Below are 20216 nucleotides of genomic sequence, written 5' to 3' on the forward strand. Positions count from 1 at the left end.
TAACTTTACTATATATTTAGGGTCTGTTGACCTTTCGTGCTGATTTTTGCAGCTGTTTGTGGGTTCTTTATACAAGGCAGAGGCTTTGAAATGTAGTTGGCCTACCTGATAAGCCGATAACGCAGTAGAAAGTATCCACAAACGCTGCCCGAAGGGTTCGGCTAAAAGCGCTTTACTCTTTGTTGAGAGGTATTTTGCTTAGAATGACTAGGCTACAAACCTCTCGCCGCGATTAAAACGCTTTTATCTCGAACAAAAATTAACCACGCAAGATAAACAGACCCTATTTATTCGCCTTTTACTCGGCGTTCAATGGCATCCATTAGTTTGCCCGTAATTGAGATATCAAATGCTGCTTCGATTTCACGAATACAGGTCGGGCTGGTTACGTTGATTTCTGTCAGCTTATCGCCAATCACATCAAGACCCACAAAAATGAGACCTTTTTCTTTCAGAGTTGGTGCTACGGTTTGGGCAATTTTAATGTCTGTTTCACTTAGAGGACGAGCTTCACCCGTGCCGCCCGCCGCAAGGTTACCGCGCGTTTCGCCTTTTGCCGGAATACGTGCCAGACAGTAAGGCATTGGCTCGCCATCAACCACGAGAATGCGCTTGTCACCATTGCTGATATCAGGCACGAATGTTTGTGCCATCGCGTAATTCTGACCATGGTTAGTCAGCGTTTCGATGATCACTGATACGTTTGGATCGTTCTCTTTTACGCGGAAAATAGACGCACCGCCCATACCGTCAAGAGGCTTTAAGATCACATCGCCGTGCTCTTCTCGGAATGCTTTAATCTTTTCAGCTTTACGCGTAACGATAGTGGTTGGAGTCAATTCAGGGAACCATGCTGTAAACAACTTCTCATTGCAGTCACGAAGGCTCTGAGGTTTGTTGACGATCAGTGTGCCTTGCTCTTCTGCACGCTCAAGGATGTAAGTTGCGTAGATGTATTCAGTGTCAAACGGAGGATCTTTACGCATCAGAACCGCGTCTAACTCAGATAGCTCGATAGTTTGCTCTGATTTGAATTCGTACCAGCCGTTTGGATCTTCTTTTAGCTCAACCACTTTGGTGTCGGCAATGGCCACACCTTGGTCGAGGTGAAGATCATTCATTTCCATGTAGTGGATTTCGTAGCCGCGGCGTTGCGCTTCAAGCATCATGGCAAAGCTAGAGTCTTTCTTGATGTTAATGGACGAAATTGGGTCCATTACAATACCGAGTTTGATCATTATTTTTCTCCGTTTTAACCAAGATCGCCGAAACGAACTTGTAAAGCTGTAATTGCGGTAAGAGCCGCGGTTTCGGTGCGAAGTACTCGCGGGCCGAGAAGCGTCTCTTCAAATTGGTACTCGCGCGTCATATCGATTTCTTCAGATGACAAACCGCCTTCTGGGCCAATCAGCAGGCGCACTTTTTCAACTGGTGTAGGCAGGGTGTTGATCGAGTATTTGGCACGAGGATGAAGGTTGAGCTTAAGTCCATCGTACTCTTCTTTGCTCCACTCTTCCAAGCTCATGATTGGGCGAATTTCTGGAACGATGTTACGTCCACACTGCTCGCAAGCACTGATAGCAATCTTCTGCCATTGGGCCAGTTTCTTCTCAAATCGTTTCTGATCGAGCTTCACGCCACAACGTTCAGAAATTAGGGGAGTGATGGTATTTACCCCGAGTTCTACCGACTTTTGAATGGTGAATTCCATTTTATCGCCCCGTGAAATCACCTGTCCTAGGTGAAGATCCAAAGGGGATTCAATGCTGTTCTCTACGCGCTCAGAGATGTCTACGAGAACATTCTTTTTGCTGACTTCTGCGATAACTGCGGGAAACTCTGCACCACTACCGTCAAATAGGAGAACTTCCTGACCTTCCTTCATACGAAGTACGCGACCAATATGGCCTGCGGCGTCGTCACTTAAAGCGAGTGTACCAAGTTGGTGAATGGTTTCTGGATGATAAATTCGAGGGATACGCATGAGATTTCCAGCAAGAGAATAAACTTAGTTCCTAACATGGATGCTTTCCATCGAAAAAACAAGGGGCAAGAGGCGTTTCAATTGGAGTAAATGAAACGCCTCAAACAGAAAGATTAGCGATCATCGCGATTGGTTAGGTTTACAGTGCGCGACAGGCCTCTTGAACGAATGGATTATGGTTGCCTTGTACTTTTGCAATGCGCTTATCGCGTTCGCATTCCCATTTATCGGCTGGGTAGGTTTTGTTCCATGCACTCATTAACTGAGTTTGTTGCTTGGACAGTTTGAAGCCGTACTCCTTGCTCATATAAAGATAGGTGCGAGCGATGGAGCCGCGTGCTCGATCGGGTGGCATGACTTTGCGTTGCTTGAAGTTTACCTGGACTTCACAACGACCATAGGTTGCGCCATCGATCCCATTCCACTGACTGAAATTGTAGTTAGAGCGATCACCATTTACCTCACCAATCGCAGGAGTCAGGTTGTGCAGATCGGCTTCCATTGAGCGGAATGTTTTGTCATTACGCGAGCAGTTTTTACGACCACCGCTTTGCCAGCATTGGAGTTGGTGTCCAAATTGCCAAGCTGGAACGACGTGTTCCCACTCGATGCGTGAAGCACGCTTTTCTTGTTTGCGAACCTGGTAACCACAAGAGGAAAGGTCAGGTAAGCCTTTCTTGCCTTGCCATTGAATATCACAGCCGCAATAAAAGCTGGTGGGATGATCTTGATAGATTTTTACCGCTTCGCGCTTAGCGGCTGAAAATGAACTTGGTGGCGCGGCCACGGCGGCACTGGATAGTGCAAGAATGAATAAAGAGAACAGGTATTTCATGGTTAAAGTCTTTAAAAAGTATGACTTTATCCATTCTATCACTCAGATATTAGCTTTCGTAATAAGCAAGTTAATAATTAAAAAAGAAAAAAAATAGAACTTGTTGGTTATTGTTTTTTTAAGTACTAGCTAAGCTGAATGCCAGTGAAGCTAAGAGGCTGACGACACTTTTGGCACGAATATACGGCTTGTTTGCGCAGCACTTTGTTGTGGCGACGAATAGAAAGGGGATATTTCGTGCAGTGACAACGGTATTCGAAGGTTTTGCCTTGAACGGAAGTGACTGCGAAACTATGTGTGGTTTTGGCCGGAACGTTAAATACGGATTCCATTACGGTTTGCCACTCTTTGCCATGAGGGCGAACGCGACCGTAAACCTGATATGTGATTAAGTGGGCGACCTCATGCGGTATCACTTCTTGCAAGAACGCTTGGGTGTTTTCTTTAAATAAAACCGGGTTAAGGCGAATCTCATTGAGCTGAAGGTACGCTTTTCCTGCTGCTTTACCTCGGACTTTAAAGGTCAGGCTGGGAATAGGGAATGAACGCTTAAAAGCATGTTCAGCTAATGCGATATAGTGCGCCATCACCTGTTTTGCTTTGTAGCTTAGTTCAATGTCCATTCGTTCCTCTCAAGTTCAATAAAAAGCCCCCGCAGTTGCGAGGGCCGGATCATAGCATCACTGAATTAAGGTGTGTGTTTTTTCTTAATCGTTGCATGGTAGGCATGCCAAGTACCGTAGCCGAGAATTGGCATGGTAAATAACATACCGATACCGTAAGTGGCAAAACCAATTAGGATGCCGCCACAGATGATTGCGGCCCATACAATCATTGCTGGAATGTTGGATTTGACCGCATTAAAGCTGGTGAATACCGCCGTCATCATATCAACTCTGCGCTCCATCATTAATGGAATAGAGAAGGCAGAAATGCTGAATACCACGCTGGCTAGTACAAAACCAATGAGTGACCCAATCACTAAGAAGGGCAAGAACTCTGTCAGCGGTGCACCTTGAACGGAAGGGTACAATGCATGGAGAAGTGCGGCGATTCGCATCCAGAAAATCATACAAACCGCAAGCAGAACCGCAAATGCCCATTGAGAGCTTGAGTTACGACCTATCGCTTTCATTGAGTGGAACAGGCGAGCTTTGTGTCCGCGTTCTCGTTCCCAACTGGCGTCATACAATCCTAGAGCTAAAAACGGCCCAATAAGCATGTAGACGATCAAACTCGGCATCACGACAAGGTGCGTCCCTTGCCATTGCACAAGCAATACGATGCCAATCGCTGCTGCCATGAAGCACAGTCCATAAAAGGCACTAATGAGCGGCATACGCACGAAATCATGTAGCCCTAGTGCGAGCCAGTGGAAAGGCGCGCTAAGATTGACCGTGTTGCACGGAATGGTTCTAGCGTATTCGTTGTCAGGGACTTCCTTTCGTTTGCTATGGAAGTCGGATGGATTGACTGTTCGAGGCATAACTCCTCCTTGGCTTATTCCTACACAGTTGTCTGTCAAATGACTTGTACCCATCGGAGTAAATAATTGTTCATTCTAACGCGTTCAAATACTCGATAATTCCGCGACAATGTTTGACTGGAAAATAATTATTTATCAAGACATTACTCGTTGATTTCAGAAGTTTTGACTACGCTATTCCTGACAGTTTGCTTACTTGGATTGGTACTAACCCCTATAAGTTTTAAAAGCATAAAGGATGTTTAGCTAACGTTTTCCCCAAGGTTGCTGTCGTCACACTAGCTTACATCCACGTTGTTACGGAAACGCAATTTAACAATATTTTAACTATTGTCGGGGTTGGGGGAATTTACAACTATTTGCTTAAAATTTGTTCTTAGCAGGTGGGGCTGATGAATAGAGAAGGAGGGAAGTCGGGGGAAACAAAAAGCCCCCACCATAAGGCGAGGGCTTTGGAAATTCAGAGCAAGCTCGATTACTTGATGCCAGCGAATTCGCGAAGAAGTGCTGCTTTATCAGTCGCTTCCCATGGGAACTCTTCACGACCAAAGTGGCCGTATGCTGCTGTCTTCTTGTAGATTGGCTGCAGAAGGTTAAGCATTTCTTGTAGACCGTATGGACGTAGGTCGAAGAACTGACGTACTGCTTCGATGATGATGTCGTGAGATACTTTCTCAGTACCAAACGTTTCCACCATGATTGACGTTGGATCCGCCACACCGATAGCGTAAGAAAGTTGGATTTCACAACGGTCAGCCATACCAGCTGCAACGATGTTTTTCGCTACGTAACGCGCTGCGTATGCTGCACTACGGTCAACTTTTGATGGATCTTTACCTGAGAACGCACCACCACCGTGACGAGCCGCACCGCCGTAAGTATCTACGATAATCTTACGACCAGTCAGACCACAGTCACCCATTGGACCACCGATTACGAAACGGCCAGTTGGGTTGATGAAGAAGTTAGTCTCTTTGTTGATCCACTCTGAAGGTAGAACTGGCTTGATGATCTCTTCCATTACCGCTTCACGTAGTTCAGGAGTTGAGATTGAATCACAGTGCTGAGTTGATAGAACAACAGCATCGATACCTACGATCTTACCTTGGTCGTATTGGAACGTTACCTGAGATTTCGCATCTGGACGTAACCAAGGAAGTGTACCGTTCTTACGTACTTCTGCTTGTTTTTCAACAAGACGGTGAGAGTAAGTAATTGGAGCTGGCATTAAAACTTCAGTTTCGTTACATGCGTAACCGAACATGATGCCTTGGTCACCGGCGCCTTGCTCTTTTGGATCCGCTTTATCAACACCTTGGTTGATATCTGGTGACTGTTTACCAATTGTGTTTAGTACTGCACAAGAGTTCGCATCAAAACCCATATCTGAGTGTACGTAGCCGATTTCACGAACGGTTTCACGAGTTAGCTCTTCAATGTCAACCCATGCTGAAGTCGTGATTTCACCACCCACCATTACCATACCGGTTTTAACGTAAGTCTCACATGCAACACGAGCCTTTGGATCTTGCTCTAGAATCGCGTCAAGAACCGCATCAGAAATCTGGTCTGCAATTTTATCTGGATGACCTTCTGATACTGACTCAGAAGTAAACAGGTGCTTAGCCATGTTAGCTCCACTATATCTGGTTTAAAACTGGAGCATGATAAACGCTCCAGCGCAAAATAATACTAATATATGCAGGTGTATCTACATCTAGACGGCTATTCTAAGTTTGATTGCTCGAATTACAAGCTCTTTTTTGGTTTTTGTCACAACTAAACGTTTGCGTGAGTTATTTATTATTTTGGGAGTTTCAGGGGATTTAAATTCACAGATGCAATATTTGTGAGGTTTTGGGGTGGAAATCGTTTGCACACCCTGAGGGGCTTTGAGAGAATTATGACCAATTTTTTCGTTTCGCTTAACGTACTCAGGAGCAGACATGTCGTCTCGTAAACATCTTGCCAATGCAATCCGTGCTCTAAGCATGGATGGTGTTCAACAAGCTAACTCAGGTCACCCAGGTGCACCTATGGGTATGGCTGATATCGCTGAAGTTCTTTGGCGCTCTCATCTAAACCACAACCCATCGAACCCAGAATGGGCTGATCGTGACCGTTTTGTACTTTCAAACGGCCATGGCTCAATGTTGATTTACTCTCTACTACACCTAACGGGTTATGAGCTATCAATCGACGATCTGAAAAACTTCCGTCAGCTTCATTCAAAAACTCCGGGTCACCCAGAGTACGGTTATGCACCAGGTATCGAGACAACAACAGGTCCTCTAGGTCAAGGCATTACTAACGCAGTTGGTATGGCAATGGCTGAAAAAGCACTTGCTGCACAGTTCAACAAAGAAGGCCACGACATCGTTGACCACTTCACTTATGCATTCTTAGGTGATGGCTGTCTGATGGAAGGTATCTCGCACGAAGCATGTTCTTTGGCGGGCACACTAGGCCTTGGCAAGCTGATCGCGTTCTGGGATGACAACGGCATCTCTATCGATGGTCACGTTGAAGGTTGGTTCTCTGACGATACACCTAAGCGTTTTGAAGCGTACGGCTGGCACGTAATCCCTGCAGTAGACGGTCACGATCCTGAAGCGATCAATGCTGCAATTGAAGCGGCTAAAGCAGACCCTCGTCCTACATTAATCTGTACTAAGACGATCATCGGTTTCGGGTCTCCTAACAAGTCTGGTTCTCACGACTGTCACGGTGCGCCTCTAGGTCAAGACGAAGTTCAAGCGGCACGCGAGTACCTTGGTTGGGAATTCGGTCCATTTGAAATCCCAGCAGACGTATACGCAGAGTGGGATGCAAAAGAAGCTGGCGCAGCAAAAGAAGCGGCTTGGAACGAGAAATTTGACGCTTACGCTGCGGCTTACCCAGCAGAAGCGGCTGAGCTGAAGCGTCGTCTAAACGGCGAGCTACCTGCAGAGTGGGAAGAGAAAGCGAACCAAATCATTGCTGATCTTCAATCAAACCCAGCAAACATTGCCTCACGTAAAGCCTCTCAAAATGCGCTAGAAGCGTTTGGTCAAATGCTTCCTGAATTCATGGGCGGCTCTGCTGACCTAGCACCTTCTAACCTGACTATGTGGTCTGGCTCTAAGTCTCTTGAAGCGAATGACTTCTCAGGTAACTACATCCACTACGGTGTGCGTGAGTTTGGCATGACAGCGATCATGAACGGTATCGCACTGCACGGCGGTTTCGTTCCTTACGGTGCAACGTTCCTAATGTTCATGGAATACGCGCGTAACGCAATGCGTATGGCTGCTCTGATGAAAGTTCAGAACATCCAGGTTTACACGCACGATTCTATCGGTCTTGGCGAAGATGGCCCAACTCACCAACCAGTTGAGCAAATGGCTTCTCTACGTCTGACTCCAAACATGAGCACATGGCGTCCATGTGACCAGGTTGAGTCAGCAGTGGCTTGGAAACTGGCTATCGAGCGTAAAGATGCACCGACAGCGCTTATCTTCTCTCGTCAGAACCTAGCACAACAAGAGCGTACTGCAGAGCAAGTTGCAGACATCGCGAAAGGTGCTTACATCCTGAAAGATTGCGAAGGCAAGCCAGAGCTTATCCTTATCGCAACAGGTTCAGAAGTTGAGCTAGCGGTTGAAGCAGCAGCGCAACTAACTGCAGAAGGCAAGCAAGTACGTGTTGTTTCAATGCCATCAACAGATGCATTCGACAAACAAGACGCCGCTTACCGTGAAGCAGTACTGCCATCAGACGTGACAGCGCGTATCGCTATCGAAGCGGGCATCGCAGACTTCTGGTACAAGTACGTAGGCTTCGGTGGCAAGATCATCGGTATGACTACCTTCGGTGAATCTGCACCAGCAGGCGAACTGTTCAAGATGTTCGGCTTTACTACTGAAAACGTAGTAAATACTGCAAAAGAGCTATTAGCGTAATTAAATACGTTAATGAAAAGCCGAGCAGCGATGCTCGGCTTTTTTATACCCATAGTGTCGGTAAAAGGCACATACTTAATGCGTTTTTGTTTCTCATCGGGTACTATCTGTGACACGAATTATTGGTAGGGCGAAGGATAAATGCTAAAGGTTGCGATCAATGGATTTGGGCGTATAGGTCGTAATGTTCTGCGAGCTGTGTACGAAAGCGGCAAACATCAGCAGATTAAGGTTGTAGCGGTAAATGAGCTGGCTCAGCCTGAAGCGATGGCGCACTTACTTCAATATGACACCAGTCATGGCCGTTTTGGCAAAAAGATCTCTCATGACCAAGAGCACTTATATGTTCACCACAACTCATGCCATCAAGATGCTGGCGAATATGATGCTATCCGGATCTTACACCTAGCCGACATTGAACTTCTTCCTTGGCGTGACCTCGAAGTTGACATCGTATTAGATTGTACGGGTGTCTATGGCTGTAAAGCTGACGGCTTAGCGCATATAGAAGCGGGTGCTAAAAAAGTACTGTTTTCCCACCCTGGGGCAGCCGACATCGATAACACCATTATCTACGGTGTAAACCACGAAACCCTTAAAGATGAACATGTCGTTGTTTCTAATGGTTCCTGCACGACAAACTGTATCGTTCCTATCATCAAAGTCTTAGATGAAGCATTCGGAATTGAGTCTGGCACCATTACGACTATCCATTCATCCATGAACGATCAACAGGTCATCGACGCTTACCATAGCGATTTACGTCGTACCCGTGCTGCAAGCCAATCTATCATTCCCGTTGACACCAAGTTGCATAAGGGGATTGAAAGAATCTTCCCGAAATTTTCTAACAAATTTGAAGCTATTTCCGTTCGCGTTCCGACAGTTAACGTCACTGCAATGGATTTAAGTGTCACAATTAGTACAAATGTGAAAGTTAATGACGTAAATCAAACCATTGTTAACGCATCTCAGTGTACATTACGTGACATTGTTGACTATACTGAATCGCCACTCGTTTCCATCGATTTTAATCACGACCCCCATAGTGCGATTGTGGATGGAACTCAAACAAGAGTGAGTAACGGGCAGCTAGTAAAAATGCTCGTATGGTGCGATAACGAATGGGGCTTTGCTAATCGGATGCTGGATACCGCTTTAGCAATGCAAGCTGCGAAGTAATCCGTAAAGCAGCTGTGGAAAAATATTTATTTTTAACCTTGAAATAAATATTGAATGTCTCCATATTCTATAACCAGTTTGAAGAATTAACAGGCTTGGCAGGGTTGCCGAGTTTTCAAAAACTTTAATTTTTAAATATTTGAGAGGACACAACATGTCTGTAATCAAGATGACTGACCTGGATCTTGCAGGTAAACGTGTATTTATCCGTGCTGACCTAAACGTGCCAGTAAAAGACGGAAAAGTAACTTCTGATGCACGTATCATCGCATCTCTTCCAACTATTAAGCACTGCCTAGAAGCAGGCGCTAAAGTAATGGTTACTTCTCACCTAGGTCGCCCAACTGAAGGTGAATACGCTGAAGAGTTCTCTCTACAACCTGTTGTTAACTACCTAAACGACGCACTAGATTGCGAAGTTAAGCTAGCAAAAGACTACCTAGATGGCCTAGAGCTAAACGCTGGTGAACTTGTTGTTCTAGAAAACGTTCGCTTCAACAAAGGCGAAAAGAAAAACGAAGAAGAGCTATCTAAGAAATACGCAGCACTATGTGACGTATTCGTAATGGATGCATTCGGTACGGCTCACCGTGCTCAAGCGTCAACTCACGGCGTTGGTATGCACGCTCCTGTAGCTTGTGCTGGTCCTCTACTAGCAAACGAACTAGACGCACTAGGCAAAGCAATGGACAACCCTGCTCGTCCAATGGTTGCTATCGTAGGTGGTTCAAAAGTTTCTACTAAACTGACTGTTCTTGAGTCTCTATCTAAAATCGCTGACCAGCTTGTTGTTGGTGGCGGTATCGCAAACACATTCATCGCAGCTGCTGGCCACAACGTTGGTAAGTCTCTATACGAAGCAGACCTAGTAGACACAGCTAAGAAGCTAATGGATGAGTGTGCAATTCCAGTAGCAACTGACGTTGCATGTGCGAAAGCATTCGATGAAAACGCAGAAGCTGAAATCAAAGACGTTTCTGAAGTTCAAGACGACGACATGATCTTCGACCTTGGCCCTGACTCAACAGCGGCACTAGCTGAGATTCTTAAAAACGCGAAAACTATCCTTTGGAATGGTCCAGTAGGTGTATTCGAGTTCAAGAACTTCGAAGCTGGTACTAAAGGTATCTCTGAAGCTATCGCAACTTCTGAAGGCTTCTCTGTTGCAGGTGGTGGTGACACGCTAGCAGCTATCGACAAGTTCGGTATCAAAGCTGACGTATCTTACATCTCTACTGGTGGCGGCGCTTTCCTTGAGTTTGTAGAAGGTAAAGTTCTTCCTGCAGTAGAAATGCTAGAAGCACGCGCTAAGTAATTAAAGCAAAGCGGGGGAGTTATTCTCCCGCTTTGTTGTTTGCTGCAACGTGAGAGGAACTCTGCTAGAATAGCCTCTGTTGTGAGCAAACGTTTGCAAGATTTTCAACTTAACAAGTTTTGTTTAAAAACGACAGATAAATAGGATTGAATCCATGTCTAAGATCTTCGACTTCGTAAAACCAGGTGTTATCTCTGGCGATGACGTTCAGAAAGTTTTTGAAGTAGCGAAAGAAAACAACTTCGCACTTCCAGCTGTAAACGTTGTAGGTACTGACTCTGTAAACGCAGTACTAGAAGCAGCAGCAAAAGTTAAAGCTCCAGTTGTTGTTCAGTTCTCTAACGGCGGCGCAGCTTTCTTCGCTGGTAAAGGCGTGAAACTTGAAGGTCAAGGTGCTCAAATCCTTGGTGCTGTAGCTGGTGCTAAATACGTTCACGCTGTAGCTGAAGCTTACGGTGTACCAGTAATTCTACACACTGACCACGCTGCTAAGAAACTTCTACCTTGGATCGACGGTCTACTAGATGCTGGTGAAGAGCACTTCGCTCAAACTGGTAAGCCTCTATTCTCTTCTCACATGATCGACCTTTCTGAAGAGTCTCTAGAAGAGAACATCGAAATCTGTGCTAAATACCTAGAGCGTATGGCTAAGATGAACATGACTCTAGAGATCGAACTAGGTTGTACTGGTGGTGAAGAAGACGGCGTAGATAACTCTGACATGGACGCATCTGAGCTTTACACTTCTCCAGAAGACGTTGCTTACGCATACGAGAAACTAAGTGCAGTTAGCCACCGTTTCACTATCGCAGCATCTTTCGGTAACGTACACGGCGTTTACAAGCCAGGTAACGTTGTTCTTACTCCAACTATCCTACGTGATTCTCAAGCGTACGTTTCTGAGAAGTTCGGCCTACCAGCTAACTCTCTAAACTTCGTATTCCACGGTGGTTCTGGTTCTTCTCAAGCAGAAATCCAAGAGTCAATCGGTTACGGTGTTATCAAAATGAACATCGATACAGATACACAGTGGGCAACTTGGGATGGTATCCGTAAGTACGAAGCTGAAAACCACGATTACCTACAAGGTCAAATCGGTAACCCAACTGGCGAAGACGCGCCAAACAAGAAGTACTACGATCCACGCGTATGGCTACGTGCTGGTCAAGCTTCAATGGTTACTCGTCTTGAGCAAGCATTTGCTGACCTTAACGCAGTTGACGTACTATAATTCGATTGAATTAAAGTTGTTAAAAACCCGCTCATTGAGCGGGTTTTTTTATGTCTTCAATCTGCTGTTTATCTGATTGGCGCTCTTTAAACCCTACGATCATTATTGAATAATTTACTAGCAGCATTGGTTGTGTATGGTTGGTATACAACAGGTTGCTTTTTGTATACTGCATGTTTGGATTTAGGTAATAAAAGTAGCGAAATGGGTTAGCATTGCGTAACCTGTAACAGGCAGATATAGGAAAACTCTGATAACGTCTTGTTTTGCTTCTCTTTGCGAAATTCTGACTTTGCAAAACGTCAAAGTTGATATATCGTGCCAAAATTCTGACACTGTTCAGTTTTATAATAGTGATATTGTTACAGATAAGAACCTATAAAAAATAAGGTTCATAAATAAGCGGCAATTGGTTTTATATCTTGATTTGAGGATAAGCATTATGGCAGGTGAATCGGTGGGTATCGATAACACATTAACAGATGGGCTGACTAAAGCTGAGACTTGGCTTTCAAACAACTCAGACCTTCTTGTTCAATATGGTGTAAACATTATTTCAGCACTGATTATTCTATTTATCGGTAATATTATCGTTAAAGCAGTCGCTGGAAGTGTAGCTAAAGTACTTGAAAAGAAAAACATGGATAAGGCTGTCGTTGAATTTATTCACGGTCTTGTTCGTTACTTACTATTCGTTATCGTTCTTATCGCCGCTCTTGGTCGTGTAGGTGTTCAAACTGCCTCTGTAGTTGCGGTAATCGGTGCGGCTGGTCTTGCTGTTGGTCTTGCTCTGCAAGGTTCACTATCAAACTTTGCGGCAGGCGTGCTTATCGTTGCATTCCGTCCATTTAAGTCTGGCGATTATGTAGAAATCGGTGGTGTAGCGGGTAGTGTTGAAGCAATTCAAATTTTCCAAACGATTCTAAAAACGCCTGATAACAAAATGGTTGTAGTTCCTAACTCTTCAGTTATTGGCGGTGCAATCACTAACTACTCTCGTCACGCGACTCGCCGTGTTGATTTGGTTATTGGTGTTTCTTATAAAGCGGATCTGAAACTAACTAAGAAAGTTATCCGTGAAACACTAGAAAAAGATCCACGCATCCTTAAAGATCCAGATATGACAATCGGTGTACTGGCTCTAGCGGATTCTTCAGTTAACTTTGTTGTTCGCCCTTGGGTTAAAACGGCAGATTACTGGGGCGTTTACTTTGACTCAATGCAAGGCATCAAAGAAGCTTTGGATGCAAATGGCATCGAGATTCCATTCCCACAAATGGATATTCACCTGAACAAAGTAGAAGCGTAATCAAAGCGAATTTCTATTTAGAGAGCGAGGCAAATTTGCCTCGCTTTTTTTATGCATATTTTTTATGCATAGTAGAGAAGGTTATCTACATTAAATTTCTGCATAACGAGAGTTATCACCAGTATTTGGCAAGCAACTCGTTCGCTAGAACATAGGCGATAGCAAACATCATCAATGCCACACCAATATCTATGCCTTTTTTCACTTTAGGCTTAGACAGAGTCGGCCCCAGTTTTGCTGCGCCCAGAGATAGCGTAAAGAACCACACAAACGAGGCCATCATGGTGCCCAGTGCAAATGCGATGCGATCATGTCCCTCAAACTGGCCACCAATAGAACCAAGAATCACGACAGTGTCTAAGTACAAATGTGGGTTCAATACCGTAACTGCAAGTGCGCCTAAAATCACGGTGCGACGACCACGTGCTATTACTTCCCCTTTGGTTTCCGATTCATTTTCTGGCTTGAATGCACTTCTCATTGATAGGTAACCATAGACACTTAGGAACGCAATACCACCTAGCGTTACAGCGGTCAGAAGCATTTCATTTTGCGATAAAACCGCGCCACCACCGAATATACCTAGGGAAATAAACAGCATATCCAGAATGCTGCAGATGGTGGCTGTGGTGAGATGGTGGTTGCGTTTTATGCCTTGATTCAAGACATAAGCATTTTGCGCGCCAATCGGAATGATCATCGATGCCCCTAATCCAAACCCTTGCAATACAACCCAAAAACTCACAATTCACCTCAAAAAATAGCAATTAAATTAACGAAGAGGAGCAAGATAAAGGCTTTGATGAAATAAGTATAATTAATGATTTTAATATATTATTAGTAAAACTTATCAAGATGGATGAAGAGGGAAATTTTCATGAGAGGGCTGGATTATAAGTGGATAGAAGCGCTTGATGCCGTCGTCTATCAAGGAAGCTTTGAGCGAGCCGCTGAGAGTCTGTATGTCTCTCAATCTGCTATTTCTCAGAGAATCAAACAGTTAGAAAAATTTCTTGCTCAACCGGTACTGATTCGAGAGCAGCCACCTAAGCCGACGCCAATAGGCAAGAAGCTGCTAGGGTTGTATCGTCGGGTTCGCATGCTGGAACATGAAATCCTACCCGAACTAAAAAATGACACCACTACACGCCCGGTTCAGTTGTCGTTGGCGACGAATGCGGACAGCTTGGCTACGTGGCTGTTACCTGCATTGCAAGATGTGATGAAAACTCGTCAAGTTGAGTTAAAACTCGCTATTTATGGTGAATCGCGCTCTATTGAAAAGCTAAGAAGTGGGGAAGTTGCAGGAGCCATCAGTCTGGAATCTCAGGCCATTCCTGGCTGTAGAGCGGATTATTTAGGACGTATTGATTATGTCTGTGTTGCTAGCCCTGAATTCTATCAACGTTATTTTTCTGAGGGTGTAAACAATAAAACACTCTCTAAAGCCCCAGCAGTATCGTACGATAAATATGATGATCTACATAAAGCCTTTCTGACCAAGCATTTTAATGTGCGCCCCGATAGCGTGATTCATCACAATATAAGCAGCTCTGAAGCGTTTCTGAAAATGGCTATGGCGGGTGTCGCATATTGCCTGATTCCCCGTTTACAGATCTCGAATGAATTGGAGCAAGGTTCACTGATTGATATCACTCCGGGATTCCTGATGACCTATCGAATTTACTGGCATCACTGGCAATTGGAAACCGGCGTATTACAAGAAATTTCGCAGGCAATCGTCGGTTATGCTCAACGTCATTTACCGCAGTAGAATGCAATAACAATGACGTTAACGTGTACCTCTTGCATTGATTTGGTTAAAAATTACACTAAAGTTACACAGTCAAAGTTGTGTTAGAAGTGGGCGAGGGTGGTTGGATAATCGTCGAAAGTTCCTATTATCAAGCATTATATGCTCAAAGCTTTCTTAGTTTTTGGGTATTACCCCAGACGGCTTCAGTGGTTTTCGCTACTGTATTTTTGCTCTGGGACATGTCTTTTATATATGGATGGATCTGTCGAATGAAACTGTATTCGTGTTTGCTGGCTACTTTGCTCAGCCTTACCAGTGTTTCAGCCCTAGCTACTACACCTGAATTTGCACACGTAACGACAACAGGTTATGGCGAGGTAATTGCAACGCCAGATATGGCGACTTTTTCGGTCAAAGTGGTGGATACGACGATGACTGCCGAGCAAGCGAAGCTGTCGGTGGATACGACTGTCGATGAGTTTTTGCAAAAACTGTCAGATGCAGGATTATCTAAAGACAGTATTACCAGTTCGAATCTGTACCTGGCTCCTCAATACCATTATCCAAAATCGGGCAAAGCTGAGCTGGTGGGTTATCGCGCCTCTCGCAGTATTAACGTGACGGTTAAGGATTTAGCCAACCTTAATCAGTACCTTGATATGGCAATACAAGCGGGTATTAACCAGGTTGATAATATTCAGCTTAAGGTGAGTAATCAGGCTGAGTATCAACAGAAAGCTCGCTTGGCTGCGATCAAAGATGCCAGAGAAAGTGCTGCCTCTTTAGCTTCTGGCTTTGATAAGACTCTTGGGGATATCTGGCGGGTAAACTACAACAACACTTACCCAACACCAGTTTTAATGCGCTCTATGGCGATGGAAGGCAAGCAGAATGCCAATAGCTATCAGGACTCTACGATGGTGATCCGAGATCAGGTAGAGGTTATCTACAAGCTGAAATAAGGCGAATCCTATTTTCAGATATAAAAAAGGCAGGGAAATTCCCTGCCTTTGTTGTTTCTGTGCTTCTTAGTGAAGAATACGAGAACGAATCGTGCCTTCGATACTTTTCAGCTTGATAAGTGCTTCTTCTGAACGTTCAGTTTCCACATCGATAACCACGTAGCCGATTTCAGCTGCAGTTTGCAGGTACTGTGCGGCGATGTTGATGCCTTCTTCAGCAAAGATAGTGTTTATCTGAGTCAGGATACCTGGGCGGTTTTTGTGGATGTGTAGCAAGCGAGAAACTTCACCACCGTGCTCAGGTAGAGATACTTCAGGGAAGTTTACGCTTGAAAGCGTTGAACCGTTGTCAGAGTATTTCGCTAGTTTGCCAGCCACTTCTACACCGATGTTTTCTTGCGCTTCTTGCGTAGAACCACCGACGTGTGGAGTCAGAATAACATTGTCGAACTTCTGTAGTGGAGATTCGAACGGGTCTGCGTTTGTTTTTGGTTCAACAGGGAATACATCAATAGCGGCACCAGCCAGATGACCTGCTTCTAACGTGCTGCAAAGAGCTGGAATATCAACAACGGTACCACGAGCAGCGTTGATAAAGATTGCGCCTGGTTTCATGCGAGCAAACTCTTCTTCACCCATCATGTTCTTCGTTTCAGGTGTTTCTGGAACATGCAGTGAGATAACATCACATTTATTCAGTAGTTCGCTCATAGTATGAACTTGCGTGGCATTACCAAGAGACAACTTGTTTTCGATGTCGTAGTAGTAAACGCGCATACCAAGGTTTTCAGCGATAATACCCAGCTGAGTACCGATGTGGCCGTAACCGATAATACCAAGACGCTTACCACGAGCTTCGTAAGAGTTATCTGCGCTCTTCTTCCAAATGCCGCGATGTGCAAGTGCGTTCTTTTCAGGAATGCCTCGTAGAAGCAATAGAATCTGACCAAGAACCAGCTCGGCTACGCTTCGAGTGTTTGAGAAAGGTGCGTTAAATACAGGAACGCCACGTTTTGCAGCCGCGTCGAGATCGACTTGGTTAGTACCGATACAAAAACAGCCAATAGCAACCAGTTTGTTTGCTGCATTGATCACTTCTTCCGATAGATTAGTGCGGGAGCGAATGCCGATGAAGTGAACATCTTTAACCGCTTCAATCAGTTCCTCTTCAGGAAGTGAACCTTTGTGGTATTCAATGTTGGTGTAACCAGCAGCTTGAAGAACTTCAACTGAAGAAGGGTGAAGTCCCTCAAGTAAGAGGATCTTAATCTTGTCTTTTTCCAGCGAAACTTTGGCCATTTTTTCTCGTCCTTAAAATGGAAAGGTGGGCTAATATGGCGCACATTGGGCAAAACCATTAAAAAGGGGATAATTAATAGTTTTGTAGGAGGACAAACGTTTCCTTGTGCGTCTTCTGTTCAATAAAGTAACAAAAAAAAATAGCTTTGGGTAAGAAAATTACGGAATAAGGAATAATTTTATTTGGTGAAAGAATGAAAAACGGTGCTTTGCAGCACCGTATGTAATGAAATAACCGAAAAATGAACCTGATAGGTGAATTTTCTAGGTTTTTTACTCTTCGATTTTTGCACCTTGAGGCGTGCCTGTGATAACCACATCCGCACCACGATGAGCAAACAGACCATTAGTGACAACGCCCGCGATGCTGTTGATCTTATCTTCCATTTCTTTCGGGTTAGTGATCTGCATGTTGTGTACATCCAGAATCACGTTGCCGTTATCAGTCACTACGCCTTCGCGGTAAGCAGGGTCACCACCAAGTTTAACCAATTCACGTGCTACGTATGAGCGAGCCATTGGGATAACTTCTACAGGTAATGGGAACTGACCTAGAACATCTACTGCTTTTGTATCGTCCACAATGCACACGAACTTTTCTGAGATTGCTGCGACGATTTTTTCACGTGTTAACGCGGCACCACCACCTTTGATCATGTCACGCGTTGGGTTGATTTCATCCGCGCCATCAACATAAACATCTAGCTTAATTACGTCGTTACACTCAAATACTTCAATACCAAGCTCTTTTAGACGCTCAGTCGAAGCTACAGAGCTAGAGACTGCACCTTTGATATCGTCTTTGATAGTCCCTAGTGCATCGATGAAGTGATTCACGGTAGAGCCAGTGCCTACACCGACAATGCTGCCTTTTTCAACATATTTTAATGCTGCCCAACCAGCCGCTTTTTTCATTTCATCTTGAGTCATGCCAATCTCCTGAATAGATGTTCGTTAACATTTGCGGCGTGATTATAACGGGTAAGTGTTAGTTTTCCCATTGCCAGATTCGGCTTGGAGTCACGATCTTAGGCAGTGGAATGTCCCAGCTTTCAATTGGCAGGCGTTCAACATGCTGGCAGTCATGAGCGATACCTACAGGCTTGGCACCTTCACCAGTGGCAAACCAATGTGAAAGGGTGCGATCGTAATATCCTCCGCCCATACCTAACCGGTGTCCAATACTGTCGAAACCTACTAAAGGCGTGCAGATAAGATCGAGCTGACGAACAGGCATAAGGTGGCGAATATCGAGCTTTGGCTCAAGAATGCCATATTTGTTGTAGATGAGTTGATCATCACTCAGGTACTGAAGAAACAGTAACTGACCTTTTGAAAAAGGATGGATGACTGGTAGATATATTGATTTCCCTTGTTGCCATAGCCACTCGATAAGGGGCTTGGTATCCAGTTCACCATCCGCAGAAAGATAAATAGCAATGTGCTGAGAATGCTGGATTTCAGGAAGTTGGGAAAATTGACTGACTAGGTCGAGCGCCGCTTGAAACTGTGTGTCACTGCATAGAGCGTTACGTTTTTCACGGATCAATTTACGAAAGTCTTGTCGAGAAAGTTCTGACATAGAGGAATACCCCAGGGTGCCGTTGAGGATTGTGGCCCTTGAACCAGCTGGTTCAAGGCGGATCAGCACTGATAACCGTAGGCTTCTCGGTACATGCCAAGCTTGCTCAATAGTTACCAAATACTAACCCTTAGGTATTGCTTATCGGCTCAGGGACTTACATCCTGCTGACGCACACCCCAGGGTAAATTTTGTATTTACTGCTGTCCTTGCGTAACTTTACTTAATGCGCTCTCTAGAGACGCAGTGAGCTGTTCCATTCGCTCAGTAATTTCTTGCTGTTGCCCGCTCGATTCGTATGACTTGGTCTGTAATTCATAACAAATGTTCAACGCGGCAAAAGTCAGCAGCTGAATTTCATTGGTTACCTTAGTACGTTCGCTCATCTCTTTCAATCGTCGATCGAGATCTTTTGCTGCTGCAACGAGAGACTCTTCTTGGCCCGCAGGACAATTCACTCGAGTTACTTTGCCTAGTATTTGAACGTCGATCGCTTGATTGCTCATGATGAATAAACTCTATATTCGCGCTATCTAAGGTGTTGCTCTATGCAACTACCGAGGAGGAAACTATAGGAAAACCGCTATTAAGATTCAAGCATTTCCCATCACAGAAAGAGAAATGATGACGTGATCACACAGGAATTCGGCAAATTGAGCAAATGGTGTTCAAAATGAATTTGATAGTCGTTTCGGACGACTAGGCTTGATGGTAGGATATATCGAAACAAATTTATGCAAGAATGAGCCAAGCTATGAGTGAAATCACCCTTCCTGAATACCAATCTATTGCTGCTGAGTTAAAATCTGCAAGTCTGGCGGTTACCCCGGCAGAGTTACACGGGTTGCTTGTCGGCATGCTAAGTGGTGGATTGGCGATTAACGATCAAACCTGGCAACCAATCCTGTTTGATTACACTAACGACGGAATGGGCTGGCCTGCAACGGCATTAGCGTTCGCACAGAGCGTATTCAAAGTTTCTGTCAGTGAGCTTACCGGCTCTTCAATGGAGCTGTCGTTATTACTGCCAGATGAAGCTGGTGAAGAAGGTTTGTTTGCTTTAGCCGACGGTTTGTCTGATTTTGTGAATCACTTTATCTCTGGCTTAGGCTTGGCTGGCATTGCGATTGGCAAAGCTTCTGACGATGTAAAGGAAGCGTTGGCCGATTTAGAAGAAATTGCCAAACTGGGGATTGATGAAGACGACGATCTCGGCGAGCAAGCGCAACTGCTTGAGCAAGTTATCGAACATGTTAAAGCGTGTGTTCTGACTATCCATGCCGAGTTTGGTGCACGACCTGATAGCAGTGACAGCAAACCAACGATCCACTAAT

At 44.8% G+C, this 20216-nt stretch carries 20 protein-coding genes and 1 other RNA gene; 8 read left to right on the forward strand and 13 right to left on the reverse strand.

Annotation, left to right across the window (positions count from 1 at the left end; translation table 11 throughout):
• Nucleotides 1-287: 287 nt before the first annotated feature.
• From gshB to V1U08_RS21185, 7 genes are all read right to left on the reverse strand, one after another.
• A complete protein-coding gene (gene gshB, locus V1U08_RS21155) occupies nucleotides 288-1238 on the reverse strand; it encodes a glutathione synthase (protein ID WP_014233028.1) in 951 nt (316 codons plus the stop codon).
• Between the two features lie 14 nt (nucleotides 1239-1252).
• Nucleotides 1253-1984 (reverse strand): 16S rRNA (uracil(1498)-N(3))-methyltransferase, encoded by a 732-nt coding sequence (rsmE, locus tag V1U08_RS21160; RefSeq protein WP_065302893.1) that lies wholly within the window; start codon nucleotides 1982-1984, stop codon nucleotides 1253-1255.
• Nucleotides 1985-2123: 139 nt separating this feature from the next.
• Nucleotides 2124-2819, reverse strand: a complete 696-nt coding sequence (endA, locus tag V1U08_RS21165; RefSeq protein ID WP_020333995.1) for a deoxyribonuclease I — start codon at nucleotides 2817-2819, stop codon at nucleotides 2124-2126.
• A gap of 125 nt (nucleotides 2820-2944) precedes the next feature.
• On the reverse strand, nucleotides 2945-3442 hold the full coding sequence (locus tag V1U08_RS21170) for a SprT family zinc-dependent metalloprotease (RefSeq protein ID WP_065300220.1): 498 nt from the start codon (nucleotides 3440-3442) through the stop codon (nucleotides 2945-2947).
• Between the two features lie 65 nt (nucleotides 3443-3507).
• On the reverse strand, nucleotides 3508-4305 hold the full coding sequence (locus V1U08_RS21175) for a DUF2189 domain-containing protein (protein WP_014233024.1): 798 nt from the start codon (nucleotides 4303-4305) through the stop codon (nucleotides 3508-3510).
• 475 nt (nucleotides 4306-4780) lie between these two features.
• Entirely contained in the window at nucleotides 4781-5935 is a 1155-nt protein-coding gene (gene metK, locus V1U08_RS21180; RefSeq protein WP_014233023.1) for a methionine adenosyltransferase, read from the reverse strand.
• Nucleotides 5936-6022: 87 nt separating this feature from the next.
• Nucleotides 6023-6253, reverse strand: coding sequence for a hypothetical protein (locus tag V1U08_RS21185; protein WP_014233022.1), 231 nt, complete (start codon nucleotides 6251-6253; stop codon nucleotides 6023-6025).
• On the opposite strand from V1U08_RS21185, the gene tkt reads away from it, so the two are divergent.
• From tkt to mscS, 5 genes are all read left to right on the forward strand, one after another.
• Nucleotides 6252-8246, forward strand: a complete 1995-nt coding sequence (gene tkt, locus V1U08_RS21190; protein ID WP_065297389.1) for a transketolase — start codon at nucleotides 6252-6254, stop codon at nucleotides 8244-8246. The genes V1U08_RS21185 and tkt overlap by 2 nt on opposite strands.
• Nucleotides 8247-8387: 141 nt before the next feature.
• Entirely contained in the window at nucleotides 8388-9428 is a 1041-nt protein-coding gene (epd, locus tag V1U08_RS21195) for an erythrose-4-phosphate dehydrogenase (RefSeq protein WP_014233020.1), read from the forward strand.
• Between the two features lie 154 nt (nucleotides 9429-9582).
• The gene (locus V1U08_RS21200; RefSeq protein WP_014233019.1) at nucleotides 9583-10743 is read left to right on the forward strand and encodes a phosphoglycerate kinase; all 1161 of its coding nucleotides are present in this window, start codon (nucleotides 9583-9585) and stop codon (nucleotides 10741-10743) included.
• Nucleotides 10744-10897: 154 nt separating this feature from the next.
• Nucleotides 10898-11974 (forward strand): class II fructose-bisphosphate aldolase, encoded by a 1077-nt coding sequence (gene fbaA / locus V1U08_RS21205; RefSeq protein WP_014233018.1) that lies wholly within the window; start codon nucleotides 10898-10900, stop codon nucleotides 11972-11974.
• A 442-nt stretch (nucleotides 11975-12416) separates the two neighbouring features.
• Nucleotides 12417-13283, forward strand: coding sequence for a small-conductance mechanosensitive channel MscS (mscS, locus tag V1U08_RS21210; RefSeq protein ID WP_014233017.1), 867 nt, complete (start codon nucleotides 12417-12419; stop codon nucleotides 13281-13283).
• Nucleotides 13284-13398: 115 nt separating this feature from the next.
• Here the strand turns inward: mscS and V1U08_RS21215 are convergent, their stop codons facing one another.
• Entirely contained in the window at nucleotides 13399-14028 is a 630-nt protein-coding gene (locus V1U08_RS21215) for a LysE/ArgO family amino acid transporter (protein WP_065297388.1), read from the reverse strand.
• 132 nt (nucleotides 14029-14160) lie between these two features.
• On the opposite strand from V1U08_RS21215, the gene V1U08_RS21220 reads away from it, so the two are divergent.
• Together V1U08_RS21220 and V1U08_RS21225 are read left to right on the forward strand one after the other, a co-directional pair.
• Entirely contained in the window at nucleotides 14161-15057 is an 897-nt protein-coding gene (locus tag V1U08_RS21220) for a LysR family transcriptional regulator ArgP (protein ID WP_330471379.1), read from the forward strand.
• Between the two features lie 251 nt (nucleotides 15058-15308).
• The gene (locus V1U08_RS21225) at nucleotides 15309-16001 is read left to right on the forward strand and encodes an oxidative stress defense protein (RefSeq protein ID WP_014233014.1); all 693 of its coding nucleotides are present in this window, start codon (nucleotides 15309-15311) and stop codon (nucleotides 15999-16001) included.
• A 66-nt stretch (nucleotides 16002-16067) separates the two neighbouring features.
• Here the strand turns inward: V1U08_RS21225 and serA are convergent, their stop codons facing one another.
• From serA to V1U08_RS21250, 5 genes are all read right to left on the reverse strand, one after another.
• Nucleotides 16068-17300, reverse strand: coding sequence for a phosphoglycerate dehydrogenase (serA, locus tag V1U08_RS21230; protein ID WP_014233013.1), 1233 nt, complete (start codon nucleotides 17298-17300; stop codon nucleotides 16068-16070).
• A gap of 273 nt (nucleotides 17301-17573) precedes the next feature.
• The gene (gene rpiA / locus V1U08_RS21235; protein ID WP_118119387.1) at nucleotides 17574-18230 is read right to left on the reverse strand and encodes a ribose-5-phosphate isomerase RpiA; all 657 of its coding nucleotides are present in this window, start codon (nucleotides 18228-18230) and stop codon (nucleotides 17574-17576) included.
• A 58-nt stretch (nucleotides 18231-18288) separates the two neighbouring features.
• Nucleotides 18289-18882, reverse strand: a complete 594-nt coding sequence (locus V1U08_RS21240; protein WP_014233011.1) for a 5-formyltetrahydrofolate cyclo-ligase — start codon at nucleotides 18880-18882, stop codon at nucleotides 18289-18291.
• A gap of 4 nt (nucleotides 18883-18886) precedes the next feature.
• Nucleotides 18887-19071: non-coding RNA, 6S RNA (gene ssrS, locus V1U08_RS21245), on the reverse strand.
• Between the two features lie 8 nt (nucleotides 19072-19079).
• Nucleotides 19080-19388, reverse strand: coding sequence for a cell division protein ZapA (locus V1U08_RS21250; RefSeq protein WP_014233010.1), 309 nt, complete (start codon nucleotides 19386-19388; stop codon nucleotides 19080-19082).
• Between the two features lie 248 nt (nucleotides 19389-19636).
• Here V1U08_RS21250 and V1U08_RS21255 point away from each other — a divergent pair, with 248 nt between their 5' ends.
• On the forward strand, nucleotides 19637-20215 hold the full coding sequence (locus V1U08_RS21255; protein ID WP_176293496.1) for a YecA/YgfB family protein: 579 nt from the start codon (nucleotides 19637-19639) through the stop codon (nucleotides 20213-20215).
• Nucleotide 20216: the final 1 nt, after the last annotated feature.

Origin of the sequence: Vibrio sp. YYF0003 (assembly GCF_036350715.1) — a bacterium.
In the GTDB taxonomy this organism is placed as follows: Bacteria; Pseudomonadota; Gammaproteobacteria; order Enterobacterales; family Vibrionaceae; genus Vibrio; species Vibrio natriegens.

Excerpts from the sequence above, each read along its gene's own strand:
- rsmE (WP_065302893.1), bottom strand. The coding sequence starts at position 1,984 with ATGCGTATCCCTCGAATTTATCATCCAGAAACCATTCACCAACTTGGT.
- V1U08_RS21240 (WP_014233011.1), bottom strand. The coding sequence starts at position 18,882 with ATGTCAGAACTTTCTCGACAAGACTTTCGTAAATTGATCCGTGAAAAA.
- V1U08_RS21220 (WP_330471379.1), top strand. The coding sequence starts at position 14,161 with ATGAGAGGGCTGGATTATAAGTGGATAGAAGCGCTTGATGCCGTCGTC.
- fbaA (WP_014233018.1), top strand. The coding sequence starts at position 10,898 with ATGTCTAAGATCTTCGACTTCGTAAAACCAGGTGTTATCTCTGGCGAT.
- V1U08_RS21225 (WP_014233014.1), top strand. The coding sequence starts at position 15,309 with ATGAAACTGTATTCGTGTTTGCTGGCTACTTTGCTCAGCCTTACCAGT.
- rpiA (WP_118119387.1), bottom strand. The coding sequence starts at position 18,230 with ATGACTCAAGATGAAATGAAAAAAGCGGCTGGTTGGGCAGCATTAAAA.
- V1U08_RS21170 (WP_065300220.1), bottom strand. The coding sequence starts at position 3,442 with ATGGACATTGAACTAAGCTACAAAGCAAAACAGGTGATGGCGCACTAT.
- tkt (WP_065297389.1), top strand. The coding sequence starts at position 6,252 with ATGTCGTCTCGTAAACATCTTGCCAATGCAATCCGTGCTCTAAGCATG.
- V1U08_RS21185 (WP_014233022.1), bottom strand. The coding sequence starts at position 6,253 with ATGTCTGCTCCTGAGTACGTTAAGCGAAACGAAAAAATTGGTCATAAT.
- V1U08_RS21175 (WP_014233024.1), bottom strand. The coding sequence starts at position 4,305 with ATGCCTCGAACAGTCAATCCATCCGACTTCCATAGCAAACGAAAGGAA.
- gshB (WP_014233028.1), bottom strand. The coding sequence starts at position 1,238 with ATGATCAAACTCGGTATTGTAATGGACCCAATTTCGTCCATTAACATC.
- metK (WP_014233023.1), bottom strand. The coding sequence starts at position 5,935 with ATGGCTAAGCACCTGTTTACTTCTGAGTCAGTATCAGAAGGTCATCCA.
- serA (WP_014233013.1), bottom strand. The coding sequence starts at position 17,300 with ATGGCCAAAGTTTCGCTGGAAAAAGACAAGATTAAGATCCTCTTACTT.
- V1U08_RS21250 (WP_014233010.1), bottom strand. The coding sequence starts at position 19,388 with ATGAGCAATCAAGCGATCGACGTTCAAATACTAGGCAAAGTAACTCGA.
- V1U08_RS21200 (WP_014233019.1), top strand. The coding sequence starts at position 9,583 with ATGTCTGTAATCAAGATGACTGACCTGGATCTTGCAGGTAAACGTGTA.
- mscS (WP_014233017.1), top strand. The coding sequence starts at position 12,417 with ATGGCAGGTGAATCGGTGGGTATCGATAACACATTAACAGATGGGCTG.
- endA (WP_020333995.1), bottom strand. The coding sequence starts at position 2,819 with ATGAAATACCTGTTCTCTTTATTCATTCTTGCACTATCCAGTGCCGCC.
- epd (WP_014233020.1), top strand. The coding sequence starts at position 8,388 with ATGCTAAAGGTTGCGATCAATGGATTTGGGCGTATAGGTCGTAATGTT.
- V1U08_RS21255 (WP_176293496.1), top strand. The coding sequence starts at position 19,637 with ATGAGTGAAATCACCCTTCCTGAATACCAATCTATTGCTGCTGAGTTA.